Origin of the sequence: Streptomyces spororaveus, from assembly GCF_016755875.1 — a bacterium.
Classification (GTDB): Bacteria; Actinomycetota; Actinomycetes; order Streptomycetales; family Streptomycetaceae; genus Streptomyces; species Streptomyces spororaveus.
Genome location: NZ_BNED01000005.1, coordinates 925658 through 945930, shown reverse-complemented (window position 1 = coordinate 945930; position 20273 = coordinate 925658). Strand labels below are relative to the sequence as shown.

Below are 20273 nucleotides of genomic sequence, written 5' to 3'. Positions count from 1 at the left end.
CGGAGTGCGTCGGCCAGGGTCCAGGGGTCCAGCAGGGCACCGGAGCCATCGGGTGGGCCGAGCCGGATCCGTGGGGGAGCAGCCGACTGCCCGGGCTCGGGACAGCGCAGGACCTCGCCCTTCGAACAGCACTCCGCCGGGATTGTCCCGGCCGTCCACGATCGAGGGGTGGACCAGGAAGGCCCAGACGTGCCCTGCTTCCAGGACCGGCGCTGGCGGCACATCTCAGTTCGCGAGGTTCTCGACGGCTGTGGCCGCGGCGGCCGTGGGTACGAGCACGGCACAAGAGCCACGGCCGAGCGGGATGTCGGCAAGAAGGCCCCAGGTGGCGGATCCGGGCCGTCATGCCCTCGTCGTCCGGGTGGGCGATCTGGCCGCGAAGGATCATCAGACCGCGACCGGCCACCGGGGCGACGTCACCGCGTTCGTCCAGGATCCGCACGGCCGAGCGCACCTCGTCCGCCGGAAGCCCGGTCCTGGACGAGAGGTGAGCGATGTTGTCCTCGAAGACGGACGGCACCGGGAGGAGGAAGCCGCCCGGGCGGCGGGCAGCGAGGTAGGAGCGCACCTGCCATGTAGCTGCCGCCCGGGTGCGGGCACCACGGGGGGCGAGCGTGCGGGCACCGGTCATGAGCGCACTCCTTCACTCAGGGCCAGCCGGTGGCCCCCGGCCGGGGCGGCGGCTACCGGGCAGGAGCCTCGCGTGACCGAGAGCTCCCCAGCCGGGGCCGTCTGCAGGGAGGAGCGGCGCGTCGTCGGCCAGGCGGCGGCGTGCAGTGAGCGGAGGTACTCGGTCAGTTCCCAGTCGACGGTGACCTCTTCGAGGCGCCGGACCATCTGATGGGCTACGACCCAGGCCAAGGCCGGGTTCTCATACGAGACCGGTTTCGTGAGGCGGCGGCGGGTGCCGTCGAGCGGGCGGTAGCCGAAGCCAGCCACTCCGTAGAGGACGGGCCGTCGCACCCACAGAGCCGTGGCGCGCCCCAGACGGGGACAGCCGGCCGCCGACTTCACCGCGTCCGCGAGGCACACCGGCGGTGTCGCCTCCCGTGCCCGCTCTGCCCAGTCCGCCGGCTGGGCAGACCGGTCCGGGGGCCCGTCGGGCACCACGAACAGGTAGCGCTCCCGCTCGTCGCGTTCCGGCCCGCCCGTACAGACCTGGCACAGGAGCCCGTCCATCAAGGCCCGCTGCCGGTAGGGATGCGGGATCGCATTTTCGACTGTCCCGGCACCGGACAGGTCTGTGGACACCCGTGCCCACAGAGCGCCGTCGCGATCCCGGTCCTGCTCCCCCTCGCCCTCGTCGGCTTCGTAGCCGAGGCCCAGGCCCTCCGCTCCCGGACGGACGATCAAGGTTCCCGGCAGCGATTGTTCGGTGGTGCGGCTGGCGATGAACGGCCAGGCCGGGGTACCGATCACGGCAGAGCCCACGATGGGCGGTGCCTGGATCTCCGTGCCGGCCGGACACACCGTCCGCGCGAGGTCGAGCGCCGCGGGGGCCAAGATGATGCTCACAGGGCGGCTCCCGACGAGTGGGACGAGCGGGAGGGGGCGTCGCTGTGGCGGACGTCGAGCTGCAGCAGCCACACGAGGCCGTCGCCTCCGGTGTTGATCCCGCGGGTGCGCCAGCCGAGGTCAGTGAGCTGCGCCACCTGGTTACGGGAGCCTGTGCGTACCTGCACGTACGGCAGCCGTTCGTGCCGGGCACGGCGCGCGGCCCAACGGCTCACCTCCATCAGCACGTCCAGGCAGCCGGGCTCATCCCAGAGCACCAGCCGGTCCAGGTACAAGAAAGCCTCCTGCCTGCTGGTGGCCGGGGCAACGGCGCGGGTGCGCGCGGGCAGGCGCAGGCATGCGGTGAGGACAGCGGCGAGACGCCCGCCAGCCAACACCTTGAATCCGTGGCTGCGGCTGGGATCCCCTTCGCCGGGGTAGTCGTCGGCCCGGACCGCACTGTCGGCCTCGTCGAGGAACTGAACGAGCGCACCCTTGTCCTCGGGGACGAGCGGGGTCACCTCCAGGGCCCACTCCAGCGTCAAGGGCTCTTGTTCGGTGACCATGGCGGGCAGAGTGGGGTGGAGGTTGGGGTGGTGCCGGTCGGTGCGGACCACGCGCCCGTCGTGGTGGGTGTGCGTGGTGCTGCCGATGAAAGAGTGGTGGGGCTTGAGTCGGCGGGCGAGGAGGCACTGGGTGTGGACGTGCACTTCGCGGACGCGGGCCGGCCGGTGCGCGGCCCAGCGCGTGCACCAGGCGAGAAGGAGGTCCTGCGGCCGGTCGTCCGCGCACGTGGGCTCGGCGAGCAGGTGATGGACATGGAGGACGCCGATGCCGTCCCCGCTCAGCCTCACGCTCAGGCACGCGGCCCCTACCACGTACCCGGTGGGCGTGTGAGTCAGCACCCACATCCCGGACAGCCCGGCGGAGAGATGCGCTTCCAGCGCGGCCGCTTCCCGGCACTGCGCCGCCCCGGGGCACACCTCTAGGTGGAACTGCAGGTGGGCTCGCAGGCTGGGGATGTGGAAGGGTCGCGCGGGTTCGACGACGAAGTCGGCGCCCGGGGTTACGGCCGGATTGGCCTCGGTCCACGGCTGGTGGCGGGTCAGCACCGTTCCTCCACATCGTGGTCGGCGAGGGGAGCGCCGTGGTCGGCCGTCACCAGGCGGATCTCGTGGGCGCGCAGCCGGTCCCAGATCCTCGGCAGCGTCCAGATGCTGTCTTCGTCCTGCGGATCGGCGGGGGGCAGGTGGTCCAGGGACGGGATGACCAGCACGTGGATTCGGCGGCTCTCGGCCAGTTCGAGGACCGAGCGCAGCGCGGGCCGTACGTAGCCGGGGGCCGGCTCGTGGTCGTAGCGCCACAGCGGGGCCTGCCCGCAGAAGCGGTGGGCGGTGTCTTCCAGGACGGCGAGGACCGCGCGGTCATCGGCGCCGGGCGCCACCACGGCGTAGGCAAGGCCGACGGCGTGCGCGTTGAGGTAACGCTCGGCCCGCTCCGCGACGTTCTCAAGGGCAGCGACGAGCCGGGGGTCGGGCCTTGCCGGATCGCGGGGTTCGACGGACCGCCATCGGACCACCTGATCGATAACTTCAGTCCTGGCGGGCTGGTCGGGCAGAGCCATGAGCCAGCCGCCGAGCTGCTCCAGGCGGGCCCGCAGCATGGCGACCCGGGCCGCTCGGCGTGCCCCTTCCTCCGGGACGGGCACGCCCGCTAACCCCCGCAGGATGTCGTCAAGACGGTTCCGGGCGTCCAGGGACTGGCTTGGGGCAGCGTCCGTGAAGGGTGCCACAACGGGAGCGGCGGGCGCCTCGGCCGGCTGCGTACGCGCGAGGGTGGTCATCGGCCGACCGTTCCGGCCGAGGCCTGGCGAGCCGCGGGCAGCGGTCGGATGACGGTGGCCGGGCGGCCGGGAACGAGCGCGACGGCCTCCCGCATCGCCGCCAGCCGCAGTCCCTCGCGGACGACGTCCACATTCACGCAGTACATGGCGGCCAACTGCCGGTCGGAGGGCAGCTCGTTTACGGCCGGAGTCCGGGGCGCGGTGGCCTCGTGGATGATGCGCCGGGCCACGGCTTCGGCGGCGGGGGTAGGCCGACGCACCGGGAACGGCCACAGGGCGCGCGAGATGACCACATGCCGGCCCTGCCAACGGGGTTCCAGGACACCGGCCAGGACGAGCTCATCCAGGGCCTTGTCCGCCACCTGATGCGGTATCCGCAACGCGGCGGCCACGGCCTCGACGGCAGGGAGCTCCTCCTCATCGCGGTAGCGGCCGAACGCGCACTGCAGCAGCACGACCTGCGCGGTCTCGCTCAACTGCGGGCGCGGGCGTGCGCCGACGGTGGTAGCCATGACGTCCTTCACGAAAACGGAGTGAGTGGGAGGTGCTGCATCGGACGGATCAGCGGGGCACAGCGTGACCGGTCCTGTGGGGCGGATCGACGCTTCCATCCGGCGCCAGCCCGCCCGTGTCGTCGAAGGAAAGGAAGCCGTTGCACAACAGGCGGCATCCGATGTCGGGGAAGTCCTTGCGGATGTGGGCGGCGGCACGGTCCGGGGCGTGAGCGGGAGGGCATTCCCGCGGGTGCACGCACACCAGCCCGCACCGGCCCATCTCGGCCAGGACCGCCTTCACCTCCCCAGCCAGCCGCCGCAGGTAGGCCTGGGCCTCCCCGAGCCCGGCCGGAGGCGCCTGGGCGGCGGAGCGGCGTGCCGTCTCAACCAGGCGGGCCAGGCTGGGCTGGGCCGGGCGGGCGCCGGCCGCCACGGACCCGAGCCGTTTCAGGTGGCGCCGCAGGCGCAGGCGCAGATCACGCACGTCCTGGTCGCTCTTCACCACCGCAGCGTCTTCGGCCAACAGCAGCTCGCAGGTCTCCCGGGCCGCGACAGCCGCTGAACGCACGGCAGTCGGTCTGCGCCCCGGGGCGCGGCGAGCGGCGGTCAGGGTACGAAGGTTCATGCGACACGCTCCTCGGCGGCGAACAGGTCGAGCTCCAGCCAGACGGACTTCCCGCACCCGCGGGAGCCGGGCTCCACCCCCCACCGGTGGCTGAGCGCGTCCACCAGAGTCAGACCGCGCCCACCGGCCCGGTAGGCCGACGCTTCCTGCTCGGCGGGCAGAGCGTCGGAGGGGTCGTCCACTGCCACGCGGAGCCTCTTGCCGGTCCACTCCGCGGTGAGGGTCACCTTGCAGGTGGACGGAAGGCCGTGGCATCCGTGCACGACCGCGTTGGTCATCAGCTCGCTCGCGGCCAACGCCACGTCGTCCGCGATCTGGGCCAGCCCGGCTCTCTCCAGGCAGCCGCGCAGCCGGCGCCGCACGGGCCCGATCGCGGACTGGGTGGCCGGGAACACGGCCTTGAAGCAGGCCACCGCCGGTTCGCAGCCCGGGGGAGAGAGGGCAGGGGATTCGCTCATCACGCGTTCTCCTTGAGCCGTCCGGTCTGCTCCCTCACGCACGGGGCCGACTGGTGGTGTCCACGAAGGCAAGGCGCCACCGGCGCCGAGTGGTTCATCAGGGGGCTTCTCCTCGCCGGCCACACACCAGAGGCGCCAGTTGCCGCGCACCCATGGGGATGGCGTCGACGATTTCCGCGCACCCAGGGGGCGTTGGAGGAATATCGTCTTCACGAGAGAACCGCGTTCGCGGCCCGGTGGGTATCCCGTCGATAGCGCGGGGTCAATGAACGTAATGAAAGATCGTTTCGGAGACGGGGGCGCACCATGGAGCGCACGCGCAACCTCCGGCTGGAAGCCGTCGTGCGGGAACTGGGCCTGTCGCAGGGGCGTCTGGCCGCCCGCATGAGCGTCGTGGCAGCGGAGAACGGTGCCGCCGAGCTGCGGAACCTGACGCAGTCGCACATCGCCCGATGGATCGCCGGCGTGCGCCCGAGCGGCCGCGCGCCGTCTATCTTGGCCGCGACGCTCTCGCAAGGCCTCGGCCGCACCGTGACCCTCACCGACATCGGCCTCGCCGACACTGAGGGACCCGACCCGCGGCCACCCCAGTGGAGCGCCGACACTCTGACGACCCTGGTGGACCTCGGGAGCACTGACTTGGACATGGACCGTCGGCGCGTACTGGCCGGCTCGGCATACTCCGTCGCCGGCCTGGCAATTCCCACCACCCGCTGGTGGAGCGAGGCCTCCGACCGCGCGCGAGCCCGCACACCGGTCGCGGCGCACACCGTCACCGTGCAGGACGTCGAAAGCGTCCGCGAGATGACCGCCTTCTTCTCCCGCCGTGACCAGCAACGCGGCGGCCGCGGAGCCGGCCGCACCGCACTCGTCGCCTACCTGCGGACCGACGTCGCGCAGTACCTCGCCGGACGCTTCCCCTCGGAAGAGGTCCGCCGCTCCATGACCTCGGCAGCCGGGGAGCTCGCCTACGTCGCCGGATGGACCGCCTTCGACGCAGGAGAACACCCCGTCGCCCTGCACTGGTTCACCCTCGCCACACAACTCGCCGAAGAGGCCCGGGACGCCCCGCTCGCCGGCCACGTCCTTCGGGCCATGGCCCACCAGGCCGTAGACCTCAACCAGCCCGCCCAGGCCGTTCGGCTGTCCACCGCCTCCCTCGCCGACAACCGCTACACCCACGCGAGCTGGCGCGAAAAGGCCCTCATCGGAGTCGTCCACGCCCGCGCCCTGGCCGCCGACAGCCGCAGCAAGGAAGCCGCGACCGCGCTCCTCCAGGCAGAGCGAGACCTCGGTCGAGCTCAGGCCGGAGACGACGAGCCCAGCCGCGTCTGGTTCTTCGGCGAAGCCTCCCTCGCCCACGAAACCGCCGCCACACTGCGCGACCTCGGCGACCTCAAGGGCGCCGAAGCCGCATTCGAGCGCAGCGTCCGCACCCGCGCGCTCCCCTTTGCCCGCACCCACGCCGTGACCCTCGGATACCTCGGCGAAGTCCAGGCTCGCCAGGGACACTTGGATGCGGCCATCACGACCTGGACCCAGGCCCTGGACGCGATGGCTGGAATCCAGTCCGCCCGAACCCGCGACACCGTCACCCGCATGCGCAGCACGCTCTCCCCGATCAAGGGCCGCGGCGGCCGCACCGCACAAGACCTCGACCAGCGGGCCCGAACCGTCTTGCGCGACGTAGGCTGACCGGGCCAACACACCACACAGCCGCGGCAGCCTCGAGCGGGCCGGTGCGGCAGACGGGGGAACACCGTGCCCGCCACCCTGAACATCACACAGATCGCCACCGTCGTCGGCGGCCACATGACCGTCGCCGACGACTACCAGGGCGGAGTCGAATCGGTGATCCGCCTCGACGACCGGTTCCCGCTCGAAACGCTCCAGGGCATCGAGGACTTCTCCCACCTCGTAATCGTGTGGCACTTCGACCAGGCCTCCCCGGACGACGTCCAGCTCCATGCCCGCAGCCCGCGCGGCGATGCACGCTGGCCGGAGACCGGAACGTTCGTCCACCGCAACCACCGCCGGCCCAACCAGCTCGCGACGTCGTTCCCCCGCCTCCTCAAGGTCGTCGGGCGCGACTTGCACGTCACCGACCTCGACGCAGTCGACGGCACGCCCGTGTACGACATTGCCCCGTACTTCGAACAGATGGGGCCGCGAGGTCCGGTTACTCAGCCGGACTGGCCGGGCGAAATGCTGGAACCGACCTACTGGGCCCCTGCCGCGGACCGTACGAGCTGAGCTCTGCTCGGGCAGCAGACCGAATAGGCACCGCCTCTGGTCACGCATCGTGCTTCACCTCCCGGTGACCGGTGTTGGAGTGGGGACTGGACCGAAGCGACGCACCGGCGCCGGTCCCAGCCCGGCCGCACTGTGGCGGTCCGGGCGGCGCCCATCGCGGCCTCGAACCAGCAGCAGCCGGGCTCCGGCCGCCACGATCCGGGCCTCCTTCGGTGCAGCTATCCCCTTGGGACCCAGGTGGGAGGCGGCAGGGAGAACGACGCCGTAGGTGTCGGGCAGCTCCAGGACGTCGATCAGGCCGGTGAACGCCATCGACGGCCCGCTGCCGGCTTCCCGGTCGGTGAACACCCCCGAGAGCTTGAGCTCGTGTTGGCGGCAGTACTCGGCCAGAGCCTCGCTCAGTGCCGTCTGGCGCGCCGGGGAGACCCGGACCACCCTGAGGTAGCCGTAGACGACTGGACCGCTGACGCCGCGATGCTCGGTAAGGGGTTCCATCCCGGTTGTCCATCCCAAGGTCCGTCGGCTGGTGGCACTTCTCAGCCTGGACCTGGTCCACCACCACGGAAATGGACGCCTGTTGTACTTCCGTTGCACTTGCGTCCCCCCGCTGGTGCGGACCGTGCTTCGATGGCAGCAGGAAGGGAGCGACGTGTGGCGACCGTGCACCACTGGACCGGCCTGGAGGCCCGAGCCCTGCGTTTCGCGCTGCGGCTGAGTGTCCGAGCATTCGCCGGCGATCTCGGCGTCAGCATCAGGACGATCTCCAAGTGGGAGAAACTCCTGGCCGCGACCGAGCCTCGCCAGGACACCCAGGCGATCTTGGATACCGCTCTGGCCCGCGGCGATGCCGCCGCCCACCTCCGCTTCGAGACGTTCCTGTCCGAAGCCGGCCGAACCACTCCCGCCGCCTCTGCCCGCAGAGTCACGACGAGCGGGCCGCTGGCCTGGGAGTACGAATCGTGGACCGACGATCTCGACCGGGCCGTGGTGGCCCTCTCCCGGCAGGACTTCACCTTCGCCGACAGCCTGATCAACCGTTGGCTCGGACGGTTTACACCGACCACGCTCGATGACAAAGGCCTCTACCTCTTCGCCCGCTCAACCGCCTTGCTGGGCGACCTCCAACGTGACCGGGGGGCCGTGATCGGCCCGCTATCGGCCCAGCACTCCTACGCCTTGGCCAAGACGCTGTTCGGGCAGTTAGAGATTCCCCGCCGGATCGCCCAGCTCGACCTGTCCCTGGCTGTCATCGCGGAGATGTCGGGAAGGCTGGAGATCGCCGCCCAGCAGTACGAATCCCTCGCCGTCGACGACCGCCTCTCCCGCCGCGACCGAGCCCGGGCCCGGCTGTGGGTGGGAACAGCCCTGAGTAAGGACGGCAACCACACCTACGCCTCCCGCGTCATGCTCGCCGCGACCCGGGAGTTCGAAGACCTAGCTGAGCCCGAGGACTGGTCAGTCGCCCACCAGAAACTCGCCCTCGCCCACCGGGGCGCCGGCGACCTGACCAACGCTCTGCACTTCATCGGGATTGCCCGCAGAACGGCAGCCACCGACGCGCCGATGCAGCGGGTCCGCCTGGAAACTGCCCATGGCCACATCCTGCTGTCCGACCCGGCCACCCGCGATGATGGCCTTCACGTCCTCGACGAAGCGGCGAAGTTGGCCGGGCAGTTCGGCCTCAGCCACCAGCTGACCAGTATCGAGGGCATCAGGGCCATGAGCGAGGGGGGCCACCCGCCCCCGACGACGGTGACCAGGGAGAAGAGCGCGTGACGGACATCCAGCAGACGATCACCGAGGACCAGTGGCGCAAGGCCAAGCTGATCTGGGATTTCCACCAGGTGGGCCACGCCCTGGCCCCGGTGGACGTCGCCATCGGACTAGGCAGTCATGACCTCGGCGTCGCCGCAGCCTCGGCCGACCTGTATCACGCCGGCCTCTTCCCAGTCCTCGTGTTCACCGGCGGGAACAGCCCCACCACCCGGGTCCGGTTCCCCCGCGGCGAGGCGGTTCACTTCCGCGAGCACGCCCTCGAACTCGGTGTCCCCGACGAGGCGATCCTTGTCGAACCGAACGCCGCGAACACCGGCCAGAACATCACCCTCAGCCGCGAACTCCTGGCCGCGAACGGCATCATCCCGAAGTCCGTCATGCTGGTCTCCAAGCCGTATATGGAGCGCCGGTCCTTCGCCACCGCCCGCAAGCTGTGGCCCGAGGTCGAGATCATCTGTGCCTCGGAGCCGCTAGAGCTGGACGACTACCTCAAGAGCATCGGAGACGAGAAGCTCGTCCTCGACATGCTCGTCGGTGATCTCCAACGGGTGATCGAATATCCGAAGAACGGGTTCGCTATCGCCCAGGAAGTCCCGGAGGACGTGCATGACGCGTACGAATCCCTCATTAGCGAAGGCTTCACCAGCCGCCTCATCTCCTGATTCCCCGGCTCCGGGTGGGCTGTGTGCCATCCACCAGCCCAACCTGTTCCCGAGGCTGACGACACTGGCCAAGTTGTTCGCGGCGGACAGCTGGGTCGTGCTCGACGACGTCCAGTTCACCCGCCGCGACTACCAGCACCGCACCCGGCTGGCTGCCATGAACGACCAGGAACGGACTCAGTGGCTCTCCATCCCCACCCACCTGCCCCGTGGACGCCAGACAGTCATCAGCGAGGCTCTGATCGTTGATGCCGACCTCGCCCGGCGCCGGACCGAGTCGATGCTGCGACAGCACTACGGAGCCAGCCCGTACTGGTCTGCCCTCGCGCAGGCTCTGAATTCGGTATCAGCCGCGTTCGAAACCGGGCGGACCGCGTCCGTCGCCGAGGCTTCCACACGTAGCCTGCTAGATCTGGTCGGCTGGAAGGGCCAGATTCTCCGCAGCAGCGAACTCCCCGCCCGGCCCGGCCGGTCCCAACGGCTCGCCGACCTCACCGCCGCCGCCGGCGCCCGCCAGTATCTTTGCGGACCCGGCGGCATGGGCTACCTGGACGAGAGCCCCTTTTTCGCCGAGGGGATCGGCGTCATCCCGTTCCTGACACCGGAGACCAGCATTTGGTCCTCCGGCCGCCGAGTCAGTGCCCTGTGGGCCCTGGCATCCCTCGGCCCGGCCGACTTGGCAGACCGGCTCCCGGTTCTGCCTGGGGCCCAAATCGCGTTGGAGACTGCGGCGTGACCACACAACGAAAGCCTCGAGTTCCTGCAGATCCGCTGCTTGCCGAGGAGCACCCGATGCGCCGCCGTACCGTCATCGCCGCCGTGGGCCTCGCCGCACCCCTCAGCCTCCTCGGCGGCTTGGACGCGGCCCTGGGCGCCACGCCCGACCCCAGCGGATCCCAGGTCCCCATCGACACGCGCCTCAACACCGCGCGCGCTCTTCGACGCCGGACACCACACCCGTCTCCTTGAGCAGCTGCCCGGCCTGCTCGGCGATGCCCACCACGCCGCCGCTGCCCGCCGCGAATTCGGCTACGCCCGACTCTCCTCCGCCTACACCCTCGCCGCTACCGTCCTCAACAAGCTGGGCGAGTACAGCAAGTCCCGGTTGACCGCAGCCCGGGCCGCGACGTACGCCGAGGTGTCCGGCTCACCCCTCGCGGCGGCGGCCGCCGCCCGCGAGCTCGCCGCAGTCCTGCGCCACCAGGGACAGGAGGCCGCCGCGCAACGCCATGTGGAAGCCGCGGTTGCGCGGATCGAGGCCACCGGCCTGAACACGGACGCGCAGGTCTCCGCGTACGCACAGATGCTCGCCTCCACCGCGTACACCGCGGCCATCGCCGACGACCGAGACCAGGCTCTGACCATGATTCGAGAAGCGGCCCGGGCCGCGCGTGACCTCCCCAGCCAGCCCCCGCCCGGCCGCCTGTTCCCCATCACCCCGGCCGCCATCAACCTGTACGCCGTCGGCGTGCACTGGGCCCTCGGCGACGCCGGCAAAGCCCTCGAAGCCGGCCGCACCCTGCACCCGGGCCAGTTCGCCACCGCAGAGCGCAAGGGCAGAATGCACACTGACCTGGGGCGCGCCTGGCTCCAACGGGGCAAGCCTGAGCAGGCCGCCGCCGAGCTCCTCAAGGCCGCCCGGGTAGCCCGCTCGGAAGTTCGCGACCGGCCCCCGATCAGGCGGATCGTCACCGAACTCCACACCCGATACCCGCGCGTCGCCGGTGTCCGCGAGCTCGTCGCGCTCACCGCGGCGTCGGCCTAGTGGCGCCTGGACCGGGACGGACCGCACACGCTTGCCCACCGGGCAGCAGCGCGGTGCGCGGGTCGGCGCGCAGCAGGACGCAGGCCAACAGCAAGATTCGTTGGGGGACGGTCCGGTCGTCGGTGCTGAGCAGCAGTGTGGCAAGAGCAACGGTACTGAGCAGCAGTAGGCCGACCGTCGCAATCACGGGTGGGTGGCCGAACCCGGCAACCACGAGGGTGGTCATAGCTCTGGGGCGGAGATTCGGTACACGGCGCGTAGTCATGGATCCAGAGTCGCAATCGGCTTCTCGGGGACTCCTGCATGATCACGGGTACATGCTGTTGGCTTGGCGACCGTGACCCGCGACTACAGCCGTGCCGACCGCGAGCTGGCCGAAGTGATCAAAGTGCAACCACGTCAGATCGAGCGGTGGCGCGAACAGGGATGCCTCCAGCCTCCGGTGCAGTCGCACCGGTCGGGCGTGCCGGGGTCCGTCTCCGTGCATCCCCCGGACGCGGCCATCCAAGCCGACGCGGTGCGCGCCTTGCTCGAAGCGCGTCCCCTGCTGTTCGCCGGAGCGAAGGCTTCGTTCGACGAGGTGCGCATCAGACTGCTGTGGGCGGGCCGATACGTCGAGGTCGACCGCCTGCGCGCCAGCTATCTTGTCTTCCTCGGCCTGCTCGACCGGGATGCGTGCGGCTCCATCAGTGAGGACGCCGAACGTCTTGCCCATGCCCTGACCGGCCGGGCCGGCAGACGTGCGTCAGTGCGAGCGTGGGTCGAGGCACTCAAGCGCGCGAATGCGTTCGGGCGTTCCTCCGCCGACGCGGCGGAGTCGATGCGGTTCGCGTTCACGGTGCTGTTCACCTTGCTGCTCGGTGGCACGCCGAGCGATGACGAGGTGATCGACACGATCGACAACCTCGGATTTGACCTCGATGACACCCTCACGGCCCGCGATCTGGCGTTCGTGAACCTCGATGCGGTGCGCGCCGCGGTGGCAGATGCTGGAAGCGCTGAGATCGAGCAGGCACGCGACACGCTGAAGGCGATGCTGCACTACGCCCACACGCTGTGCTACTTGGGTTCGAGGCTCGACCGGTCACTGCAGTGGCCCGCGCTGAGCCTGGTGGTCGAGAGAGCGGTCATGGCGAGCCCGGACCGGTTCTCGGCGATGGTCCCGTTCGTGGTCGCGATCCGTAGGCAGTTCCTGGCCACCGACGCGGACTGGAGTGAGGACTTCGACCGGCACCTACGTCTTGCTGAGGCGCAGGCCAGCATGTTGCGAGCGGTGCCCAAGCGTTGGCACCGATTCATCATGCCAAGCGCCGAGGGACACCGCCGGGGCAACCCGAGGCAGCAGCAGGCTCTCACAGCTGCTTACAGGGCATGGGCGGTCCGCCATCCCGCTCTTGCCGAGCTGATCGATGATGGCCGCAGTCCAGCTCCTGCTCAGGAATGAGCCAAGCTTCAGAACTCCCTACGTTCTTCCACGGGACTGGGCGAGCCCTTCGTATGGTTGGCCCACCCAGGGGGCCCGGGTGTGGCTTTCAGAACTCTGCCGAACCGTGGCTGCTGACGATTGGCCGCCCGGACCCCCACGACGACTCGGCTGCTCATTAGAAATCGTCATCACCCCCGACAAGGAAGGTGAGCTGGAAGTCGGGGCGGTCGCGGATGAACCGCCGGCGGGCCTTACCGCTCCGGCGCGTCCTCGACTTCGCGGTCCACACCCACACGCCCTCGGTGTCCAGGCGGACATGAGGCACGAGGAGGTTGGTGGTCTCGTTGATCGCGGTCAGCACCTTGACCAGGTACTTCAGGATGAGGCCGCGGACTGCTCCGGTTCACCCCCGGTTGAAGCGGGCCCGGCTGGATTTCCGGTTGACGTGGGTGTTGCGGGCGCCGCCCTCGTTCGCGCGCCGCTTCACGTCCTTGGGGACCTTGAAGCCGATCTCCGTGAACTGGGACGCCTCGTCGGTGAGAGGCGGGGGCTCGCCAGGGCCGAGCAGGGTGTGGCGGGTGAGCGCGTACGACGGTGCGGTCGGAGTGACGGTCGCCGGCATCACGGTCAGGTCTTCGACGAGTTCGGCGTTGATGATCTCGGCCTCGGACACGTCGGGCACGTCGGTTCCTGCCGTTGGGCGTGCACTGCGTCGAGTGGGCGGTGCACGCGGTGGTGGGGTGTCGAGGTCGGGGTAGAGGGCGGGGCTCCCTTGTCGCGGGTGCGGGTGCGGGTGCGGGTGCGGGCGGGCGGGCCGGGGGCCCGTTCGCCGCGCGGTGGATGTGCGGGGCTCTCAGCAGTTCCCGCAGAGTCCGTGGTCTTCGACGGGGTCGGGGATGAAGACGTTGTAGCAGTCGGTGCACTGCGCGGCCACCTCGAAGTTCGTGCCGCAGCAGAAACACACGGAGCTGCTTGCCCCGGGCGCGGCTACGGTGCCTACCGACTCGACGACCAGGGTGTGCTGGGTGCACTCGGGGCAGTCCTGGACGTTCGCGTCGAGCAGGTTGACCTCGTAGTACTCCTCCAGCGCCAGGACGGCGTTGGGCCAGGTCGTGTGGCAGAAGCGGCAGTCCATCACGATGGCGGGGTTGCCGAGGATGAGGGCCCACTGGTCGCAGACCGGGCACATCACGGTGCGGTCCGCGGCGTCCTTGAGCTCGTCGGCCAGGCGCTTGAGCCGGGCGGCCATGTAGCTGGTGATGCTGCGGACCTTCGTGCCGACCGACTCCAGGTCGGCGGCGGCCTCCGCGGCCTCGGGCCCGGGCAGGGCGGGCAGCAGTTCGTCGTGGACGAACGCGACCAGGAAGTCCAGGACTTGGGCGGCCGTGACCTCGACGGCGGGGGCGGGGGCGGTGAGTCCGTAGTGCTGCAGGCGGTTGCGCCATTTGGCGAGGATGGCCAGGCTCTTGGCGGGCTTGTCGCCGACGGCGACGCCGGCGATGTCGCGCAGCCGGCCGATGGCTCCGGTTGTGGTGCAGCTGTCGAAGTCGCCGGCCTCGAACCGGTCGCGTTTGGCGGTGCCGGGGTCCTTGAAGACCAGGCTCCAGTGCTCCTGCACCAGACGCGCCTTGAGCAGGACTTCGGCGGCGGCCTGGAGGTGCAGGACGGCGTACTTCAGGTTCCGCGGACTGGGCTGTCCGGAGCGCAGCTGGTCGGCGACGCTGTCCAGGTAGTCGACGCCGTTCTGCACCGGCGGGAAGTCGACCTGGTGCGCGGCCGGTGCCGTCTGGGCTTCGGAGCGTGGCTCGGGCACTTCACCGTCGTTACCTTCGCTAACGTTCAAGGCCTGAATCCTTGCTGACGCCGGGTCACCTGAAGCTCCGTACCCTACCTCGCACTCTTACAGGAATAGGAGGTAAGGGGACCCTAACCGCGCGACACAAGCCCGAATGGGGGTGTAGCGGGCCGCTGGCGGGGGAGCGTGGCGGCTTCGTCCGGGCTCCGGAGGGCCGCGAAGCCGCACGCGACCCGTTGGCGACCTCCCGCGTGACGGAGATCCCATCGCACCGGCCACTCCGCGTTCGGCCGCGCACGGGGCCTTTCTGTGGGTCGATATTCTGGCAGTCGCTGACAGAATCGCCGTTCTGGCGGCCCTGCGGGTGGCCACCCCTCAAACGTTGAGGGGTGGCCACCCGCAGGGCCGCGGCGCCGGCAGCGCCGGGGAGCCGACGTATCACCTACTAGCGTTAGTAGGTGACCCCCCTCCGAGCAGGCGGTACGCGTATGGAGAGGTGCTGTACGACCCGCAGAGCGCCTACCGGAGACACGGTGGACCAAACCGGCCCCGACAAAGCACCGATTGTATCTTCCAGGAACGCCGCGAACATACGTCACGAACATACGTCACGAACCAAATATCCACGGGAAGCATTGACGAACCAAATATCCACGGGAACCATTGAAATGGGTTCACCACATAAGAATCCACGGAAGATTTAACAAGCGTACGGCGCCGAGGATTGTCGCCCCTGTACACTCTTATGTGTCACAGCTTACGAGCCCGCGTTACGACGCTCGTAACGGCGAAGGTCCGCCGCGGACAACCGCGACGGACCTCACCCCCGGACGGCTGGCCGGGCCCGACTGAAACGGGCCCGGCCAGCTACCGGAGCGTCACGACCAGCGTCGTGACGGCGGCGAGCAGCTCCACGTACGGAGTCGCGGCGCGAACTGCCAGGTGGCTACGGGTCCTTACCCGCTTCCATCGATCCCGCCGGCGAGGACCGCTCGCCTCGTGCTCGGCATCCATGGATGCCCTTCCTCCTGCTCGGAGCACACCGGATGCGTACCCCTGGTGGCGGCACCCGGGTATCTGAATTCCCGAGTTACCTGTCCAGGGGCACCACCCAACGCGCCACGCGGCAGAGGGTCTAGCGAGATGACCATATCCGCTTCGAGGCGCTCCGGAAGGAGAAATCAGGGAATTAGCCGAAGGCGGCCCGAAGCCGCTGCGGGGTGATATGGGGAATGCCCAGAGGAGGGTCTATTCGGCCTGTTCCTGAAGGACTCCGGCGAGGGCCCGCAGCACCAGCGGGCGCGACATCGCGGGCGCCGCCTGGCGCGACAGGTCCCGCCCGCCGCCCGGTACGTACTCCGCGCGCAGCGCCACCTCCAGCATCTCCAGCGCCGCCGTCTGCGCCGCGCGCGCGGCCAACATCGCCTGGACCGCCTCTTCCGCGTTCGGCGGGTGGTCAACGCGTTGACCACCCGCGTTCGGCGGCGTTTCTGACGGCTCGTGGTCAACGCCTTGACCACGTTCGAGACCGCCCCGGCCGGGCGGGTCGTACTCCCGGGAGCGCCCGTAGCCGAACACGGGCTCGCCCGTCAGCTCCTCGTCGTACGCGTCGATCCGCCGCTGCAGCGCGGTCGCGAAGAAGTCCGTGTCCAGATCGGCGACCTGCCAGTCCCGTGCCCGGGGCCAGGGCCCCTCCTCGATCGCGGCCACCGCCGCGGCGTAGGCGGGCCGGCCGTGCTGACGCGGCCGGTACCCCAGATCCGCCTCGCACAGCGCGCACATCGCCATCCACCGCTCACCGGCCCGGGGAATGTCGTCGGCGTGGACCTGGGCCTCCAGCACCCCGGCCGCCGGCCTGGCCACGTCCACCAGCACCTCGACCTGGGGGCCGGGCACCCACACCCGCACGTACGTCGAGGGGCACCGCGGGCAGCGCGGACCCGGCGGCCGCGGTGGACTCTTCCGGCGGCGTGGCTTCCCCGCCTTCGCGCGCCGGCGCTTCAGCTCCACACCTCGTACTGCTCCCAGGCCTGCTCCAGCCCCTCCAGAGCCGCTTCCACGGCGCCCTGGTCCTCCACGTGCTCGCGGAACACCCCGAGCTCGTCGGGGCCCTGCGGCCACCCGGGATCCGGCGCCGCGTCCCTGGCGAGGTCCCCGATCGCCGAGCTCTCCCCCGCGAAGGCGGCCAGCCACTCGCTCAAGGCGCTCTCCCTTCACTCGTCCAGCCGGTCCCCACGCTACCGGTGGCCCGTGGGCCCGTACTGCCCGTTCCCGGTTGCTGCGCGCGGACGGTTGCGTCCGGGCCGCGCTCGGGCCGGGCGGGTGACCATCCGAGGGGCTCTCCCGCCCGGCTACCTGCCGATCGCCTGGGCGCCGGGGCAAGTTGGTGGAAGTCGATGACCGCCCGTTCGGCGATGTTCGCCGAACTGGCGCCCCAGCGGCGGGCCCCTGCCGGGGACCGCACTGGTTTGTAGGTCTGCGATTTCGCGAGCAATCCCCGTGATCAAGAGCCCAGGGTCAAGGGCAGCACCTCGACTCGGGGCCAGGCTGCAGGTGGTAGGTTCCGAAGCCAAACCGACTCCGGTCTCCTTGGATGCCCTATGTACAAGTCCTCGCTGTGGCCCGTGTCCGTCAAGGGTGTCGCCCTTGATTCCCAGCACAGGGTGTTGCTCCTGCATAACGAGCGAGCGGAGTGGGAACTGCCTGGTGGTTGGTTAGAGATCGGGTTGGAGGGTGGTGGATCGGATCCCGCCGACGAGAGTCCCACCCTGGCCCTGGAACGGGAGTTCCGGGAGGAAACGGGTTGGATGGTCGCAACCGGCCCGCAGCTGGAGGGCGGGACCTGGATCTACGAGCCGCTCCCTGGCCGCCGCGTCCTGATCGTCACCTACGGCTGCACGGTCCTCACGCCCGACCATCCGCCAACCCTGAGCCACGAACACAAGAAGGTCGGTCTCTTCCACCGTGATGAGATCGGCGCACTGCCCATGCCTGCCGGGTACAAGGCCTCGATCGCCTCTTGGTTCACCCACCCACGGAGGTAGCCGGCCTTCAGTAGCGCGGATCAGCGGTTGCCAGTCCAGACGATGCGGTCCGCGAAGCCTCCCCGCTGCTCGGTCTTGATCGCGGTCTGTTGTACAGGCGGGTTCGGACCCGTCCGTACTGCCGTCTGCGCACCAGGTTCTGTGGGGGAGTTCGCGGCCCCGATTGAACAACATTGAGCCTGCTCCGGTCCTTTCGGCTGGAGGATGATCGGGCTGCCGTCATCGCATGGTGCTCTGGATGCCAAGGACGTCGTACAGATGTTGGCCGTGGGCCCACCTCTTCAGTTCCGGGCGACCCATGAGGATGAGTCGGTGGTGTTGGGCGAAGTCGGTCGCTGGCCGTGTGAAGCCGTTGAGCCCGATCATGATCGGGAGGTCGGCTCCGTGGTGGAGGCGCGCCGTCCCGTTGAACTGCTGCACGTGCCCTGATCCGACCGGGTTTTGATACTGCTTGCACTGCACGATCAGCAAACGGTCTTCGTCGTCGCGAGCGGTGACGTCGACGCCGAGGTCACCGGCGCCTCCAACCCGCAATGTGCGACGGAACCCGTCACGGGCCAGGAGATCTGCGCATGCCTGCTCGAAGCCCGACGGGCTCATCGAGGAGAGCTGCTTCATCTTGTACGTCAGCAAATCGGGGGCCACCGGAGCGGCGAACGTGTCGCTATCGTCGTCGCCGACGTAGGTGTAGGCGTCGTCGCCGAACAGGAAGGACAGCAGCTTGCCGAGCAGGACCAGCGTGACCAGTGCACCAACCACGATGAATCCGGTCCACCACGGGTGATCAGTGATCAGTCCCCACAGATCCACGGTGATCCACCGGCTGACGTCCTCCGTGAGCCACTCCCACAGCGTCTTGGCCACGGCCAGCACGAGGACGGTGGTCAGAAGGAACTTCAGCAGTGGGTCGAGCGACCCGTCTTCGTCGAACACCACACCCCCTACAGTCTGTTGAATGAAGAGCGGGACTGCCGATCAGGCCGCGCGCTTGAATCGGCCCTTGCGGGAGCGGGCGGACAGCCCGAGGAGATCGTGCAGCGCAGTGCCGTTTTCCGCCCAGCGCCGTAGCTTCTCCCGGTCGACCCAGCGGACATCGTGCCGATCGCCCCAGGCCATGGCGTCGCGGGTGAAGGCGCCGTTTGTGACGACGACAGCGTGATCGGCTCTATGGGCCGGCCCGGCCGTCCCCTTGACCGCGTACATCACCGGCGCGCCCACCTTCCCACCGACCCGAGTGTGCTTGGCCTGTACGACGATGCGGCCGCGCTGCGCATGGTCACCGATGACGTCGGCGGCCTGGTCGCCACCGCCGCCCACACGGCGGGCCGGCCATCCGTCACGGATCAACAGATCCCGCAGTGCATGCTCGAACTGCCGGTCGTCCATGACATCGAACTCGGCCATGGTGATCCGCAGGACGGCCAGCCGTTCGGCCTCACGACGCCGTCCACCCGCGACCTGCACGAACCGCCACACGACGCCGGCCCCCGCTAGCAGTCCGAGAGCCAGCAGGACCGGCCAGGCATCCTTCAGCGCGTCGGCGGCCGCGGCAGCCATCCGTACGGCCAGGACAAGCACGGCTAGCACCACCACGGCTGCCGACAGGATCTCGGCCCCGCCGCGCGGGCCCCGCAGCCGCAGCCGCTTCCGCCCCATCAGCGAGCAACCGGAGCGGACGCAGCCGGGTGCGGATCCATGGGCGGCGGCGTAGTGGCGGCCGATTCACCGAACCCGAACACCTGCCCCCACAGCCATGCGCCGGCCAGCAGGCCGGCGATCATCCAGCCGCTCATCCGCTTGGCGCTCCTGGGCTTTGGATTACGGCGGTTGTGTGCGCGTACATGGTGGAAGCCGTCCGGCGCCTTCGACATGGTGTCCCCTCCCGTCGGCGGGCCGCGGGCGCGGCCCATCCCTCAGGAATTTGTGTAGCAGCGGGCTCTGACAGAAACTGATGGATCATCACGAAGCCGAGTCCCGTCAGGGCGCCATCAAGCCACTGGCGGCAGGTCCGCCCTGTAGCCCAAGACGCTACGGGCTTGAGTCGCTGACCTCAGCGGACGTGCGACGAAGGCCCCTATCCGCCGCCACCGCGGAGCGCCTGATTTCCCGAGGCGCAGCAAGTGGGTGCCTCTCACGTGCAGAGACGGCCCCGGCCACGCCCTGTGCTACGTCAATGAGGAATGGCGAGAAGCAGCGGAGCGCGCTGGGAGCTGCAATGCGCCGGTGCCGCCCCTGGGCTGATTCCCGCGATGCCTGCCACGGAAGCGAGGGTCGTGGGGCTTGGACGCCAGGCCGGGGTGGAAGCCATGAGCCTGGTCGCCCTCGAAACCCACCCCTGCGGCTTGCCCGTCCTCTACCAGCCCGTCCCCGGCTTCGCCGAAGCCCTCGGCGCCGCCACCGAGGCCACCAACTTCACCCAGTCCGGCACCGTGGGCCCGCTACCTCCACCGGCTACGTACCAGCCCGACCATGCTGAAGGCCTACCGCGAAACTGGGTACGGCAACGCCGCCCGCTATCGGCGCTCGGCGACCGCAGATGCTCTGAATGCACTCGGCCGACAGCTTGTTTGAACCACCCGTGCCGAAGCCCCACCTGCTGGTCCCCAGTCACTACGCTGACGGAGCGAGACCCCACGGC

Annotated in this window: 24 protein-coding genes and 1 pseudogene; 10 read left to right on the top strand and 15 right to left on the bottom strand. The window is 69.6% G+C overall.

What is annotated here, in order from left to right; translation table 11 throughout:
- Nucleotides 1-627: 627 nt before the first annotated feature.
- The 6 genes from Sspor_RS06990 to Sspor_RS06965 are packed head-to-tail and all read right to left on the bottom strand — an operon-like array spanning nucleotide 628 to nucleotide 4914.
- Entirely contained in the window at nucleotides 628-1515 is an 888-nt protein-coding gene (locus tag Sspor_RS06990) for a hypothetical protein (RefSeq protein WP_202198284.1), read from the bottom strand.
- Nucleotides 1512-2606, bottom strand: coding sequence for a hypothetical protein (locus tag Sspor_RS06985; protein ID WP_202198283.1), 1095 nt, complete (start codon nucleotides 2604-2606; stop codon nucleotides 1512-1514). Before Sspor_RS06985 ends, Sspor_RS06990 begins: the two co-directional genes overlap by 4 nt.
- The gene (locus tag Sspor_RS06980) at nucleotides 2600-3337 is read right to left on the bottom strand and encodes a hypothetical protein (protein WP_202198282.1); all 738 of its coding nucleotides are present in this window, start codon (nucleotides 3335-3337) and stop codon (nucleotides 2600-2602) included. The genes Sspor_RS06985 and Sspor_RS06980 overlap by 7 nt, the downstream gene beginning before the upstream one ends.
- The gene (locus Sspor_RS06975) at nucleotides 3334-3849 is read right to left on the bottom strand and encodes a hypothetical protein (RefSeq protein WP_202198281.1); all 516 of its coding nucleotides are present in this window, start codon (nucleotides 3847-3849) and stop codon (nucleotides 3334-3336) included. The genes Sspor_RS06980 and Sspor_RS06975 overlap by 4 nt, the downstream gene beginning before the upstream one ends.
- A 49-nt stretch (nucleotides 3850-3898) precedes the next feature.
- A complete protein-coding gene (locus Sspor_RS41500; protein WP_373318747.1) occupies nucleotides 3899-4456 on the bottom strand; it encodes a DUF5999 family protein in 558 nt (185 codons plus the stop codon).
- A complete protein-coding gene (locus tag Sspor_RS06965; RefSeq protein WP_202198280.1) occupies nucleotides 4453-4914 on the bottom strand; it encodes an ATP-binding protein in 462 nt (153 codons plus the stop codon). Before Sspor_RS06965 ends, Sspor_RS41500 begins: the two co-directional genes overlap by 4 nt.
- Nucleotides 4915-5220: 306 nt before the next feature.
- Here Sspor_RS06965 and Sspor_RS06960 point away from each other — a divergent pair, with 306 nt between their 5' ends.
- Entirely contained in the window at nucleotides 5221-6609 is a 1389-nt protein-coding gene (locus Sspor_RS06960; protein WP_202198279.1) for an NsdA family TPR-like regulatory protein, read from the top strand.
- 117 nt (nucleotides 6610-6726) lie between these two features.
- Nucleotides 6727-7167 (top strand): SAM-dependent methyltransferase, encoded by a 441-nt coding sequence (locus Sspor_RS06955; RefSeq protein WP_202203518.1) that lies wholly within the window; start codon nucleotides 6727-6729, stop codon nucleotides 7165-7167.
- A gap of 54 nt (nucleotides 7168-7221) precedes the next feature.
- Here Sspor_RS06955 and Sspor_RS06950 read toward each other — a convergent pair whose 3' ends face one another.
- Complete coding sequence (locus tag Sspor_RS06950; RefSeq protein WP_202198278.1) at nucleotides 7222-7662, bottom strand: recombinase family protein; 441 nt, start codon at nucleotides 7660-7662, stop codon at nucleotides 7222-7224.
- A 156-nt stretch (nucleotides 7663-7818) separates the two neighbouring features.
- Here Sspor_RS06950 and Sspor_RS06945 point away from each other — a divergent pair, with 156 nt between their 5' ends.
- The 6 genes from Sspor_RS06945 (at nucleotide 7819) to Sspor_RS06925 (ending at nucleotide 12814) form a co-directional block, all read left to right on the top strand.
- On the top strand, nucleotides 7819-8943 hold the full coding sequence (locus Sspor_RS06945; RefSeq protein ID WP_202198277.1) for a helix-turn-helix domain-containing protein: 1125 nt from the start codon (nucleotides 7819-7821) through the stop codon (nucleotides 8941-8943).
- Nucleotides 8940-9605 carry a YdcF family protein gene (locus tag Sspor_RS06940; RefSeq protein WP_202198276.1) on the top strand — a complete coding sequence of 222 codons (666 nt, stop codon included), beginning with the start codon at nucleotides 8940-8942 and terminating at the stop codon, nucleotides 9603-9605. Before Sspor_RS06945 ends, Sspor_RS06940 begins: the two co-directional genes overlap by 4 nt.
- Nucleotides 9550-10341: a WbqC family protein gene (locus Sspor_RS06935; RefSeq protein ID WP_202198275.1), complete on the top strand. Its 792-nt coding sequence runs from the start codon at nucleotides 9550-9552 to the stop codon at nucleotides 10339-10341. Before Sspor_RS06940 ends, Sspor_RS06935 begins: the two co-directional genes overlap by 56 nt.
- Before the next feature lie 56 nt (nucleotides 10342-10397).
- Nucleotides 10398-10574: a hypothetical protein gene (locus Sspor_RS41310; protein WP_308445528.1), complete on the top strand. Its 177-nt coding sequence runs from the start codon at nucleotides 10398-10400 to the stop codon at nucleotides 10572-10574.
- Nucleotides 10575-10710: 136 nt separating this feature from the next.
- The gene (locus tag Sspor_RS06930; RefSeq protein WP_308445527.1) at nucleotides 10711-11370 is read left to right on the top strand and encodes a hypothetical protein; all 660 of its coding nucleotides are present in this window, start codon (nucleotides 10711-10713) and stop codon (nucleotides 11368-11370) included.
- A 328-nt stretch (nucleotides 11371-11698) separates the two neighbouring features.
- A complete protein-coding gene (locus tag Sspor_RS06925; protein ID WP_202198274.1) occupies nucleotides 11699-12814 on the top strand; it encodes a hypothetical protein in 1116 nt (371 codons plus the stop codon).
- Between the two features lie 157 nt (nucleotides 12815-12971).
- On the opposite strand, the gene Sspor_RS06920 is transcribed toward Sspor_RS06925, so the two are convergent.
- The 5 genes from Sspor_RS06920 to Sspor_RS06900 form a co-directional block, all read right to left on the bottom strand.
- The gene (locus tag Sspor_RS06920) at nucleotides 12972-13157 is read right to left on the bottom strand and encodes a hypothetical protein (protein WP_202198273.1); all 186 of its coding nucleotides are present in this window, start codon (nucleotides 13155-13157) and stop codon (nucleotides 12972-12974) included.
- A gap of 42 nt (nucleotides 13158-13199) precedes the next feature.
- On the bottom strand, nucleotides 13200-13478 hold the full coding sequence (locus tag Sspor_RS06915; protein WP_202198272.1) for a hypothetical protein: 279 nt from the start codon (nucleotides 13476-13478) through the stop codon (nucleotides 13200-13202).
- A gap of 171 nt (nucleotides 13479-13649) precedes the next feature.
- Entirely contained in the window at nucleotides 13650-14639 is a 990-nt protein-coding gene (locus tag Sspor_RS06910) for a hypothetical protein (RefSeq protein ID WP_202198271.1), read from the bottom strand.
- 1200 nt (nucleotides 14640-15839) lie between these two features.
- Entirely contained in the window at nucleotides 15840-16487 is a 648-nt protein-coding gene (locus Sspor_RS06905; protein WP_202198270.1) for a hypothetical protein, read from the bottom strand.
- Nucleotides 16488-16591: 104 nt separating this feature from the next.
- Nucleotides 16592-16792 (bottom strand): YozE family protein, encoded by a 201-nt coding sequence (locus tag Sspor_RS06900; RefSeq protein ID WP_202198269.1) that lies wholly within the window; start codon nucleotides 16790-16792, stop codon nucleotides 16592-16594.
- A 399-nt stretch (nucleotides 16793-17191) separates the two neighbouring features.
- On the opposite strand from Sspor_RS06900, the gene Sspor_RS06895 reads away from it, so the two are divergent.
- Nucleotides 17192-17635 (top strand): NUDIX hydrolase, encoded by a 444-nt coding sequence (locus Sspor_RS06895; RefSeq protein WP_202198268.1) that lies wholly within the window; start codon nucleotides 17192-17194, stop codon nucleotides 17633-17635.
- A gap of 219 nt (nucleotides 17636-17854) precedes the next feature.
- On the opposite strand, the gene Sspor_RS06890 is transcribed toward Sspor_RS06895, so the two are convergent.
- Genes Sspor_RS06890 through Sspor_RS06880 form a run of 3 tightly spaced genes read right to left on the bottom strand, consistent with a single transcriptional unit; the run spans nucleotide 17855 to nucleotide 19506 of the window.
- Nucleotides 17855-18568, bottom strand: coding sequence for a restriction endonuclease (locus Sspor_RS06890; protein WP_202203517.1), 714 nt, complete (start codon nucleotides 18566-18568; stop codon nucleotides 17855-17857).
- Between the two features lie 42 nt (nucleotides 18569-18610).
- The gene (locus tag Sspor_RS06885) at nucleotides 18611-19291 is read right to left on the bottom strand and encodes a restriction endonuclease (protein WP_202198267.1); all 681 of its coding nucleotides are present in this window, start codon (nucleotides 19289-19291) and stop codon (nucleotides 18611-18613) included.
- Nucleotides 19291-19506: a hypothetical protein gene (locus Sspor_RS06880; protein ID WP_202198266.1), complete on the bottom strand. Its 216-nt coding sequence runs from the start codon at nucleotides 19504-19506 to the stop codon at nucleotides 19291-19293. Before Sspor_RS06880 ends, Sspor_RS06885 begins: the two co-directional genes overlap by 1 nt.
- Before the next feature lie 426 nt (nucleotides 19507-19932).
- Here Sspor_RS06880 and Sspor_RS40315 point away from each other — a divergent pair.
- Nucleotides 19933-20206: pseudogene (locus Sspor_RS40315) on the top strand (glycosyltransferase); the annotation flags it as partial.
- Between the last annotated feature and the right edge of the window lie 67 nt (nucleotides 20207-20273).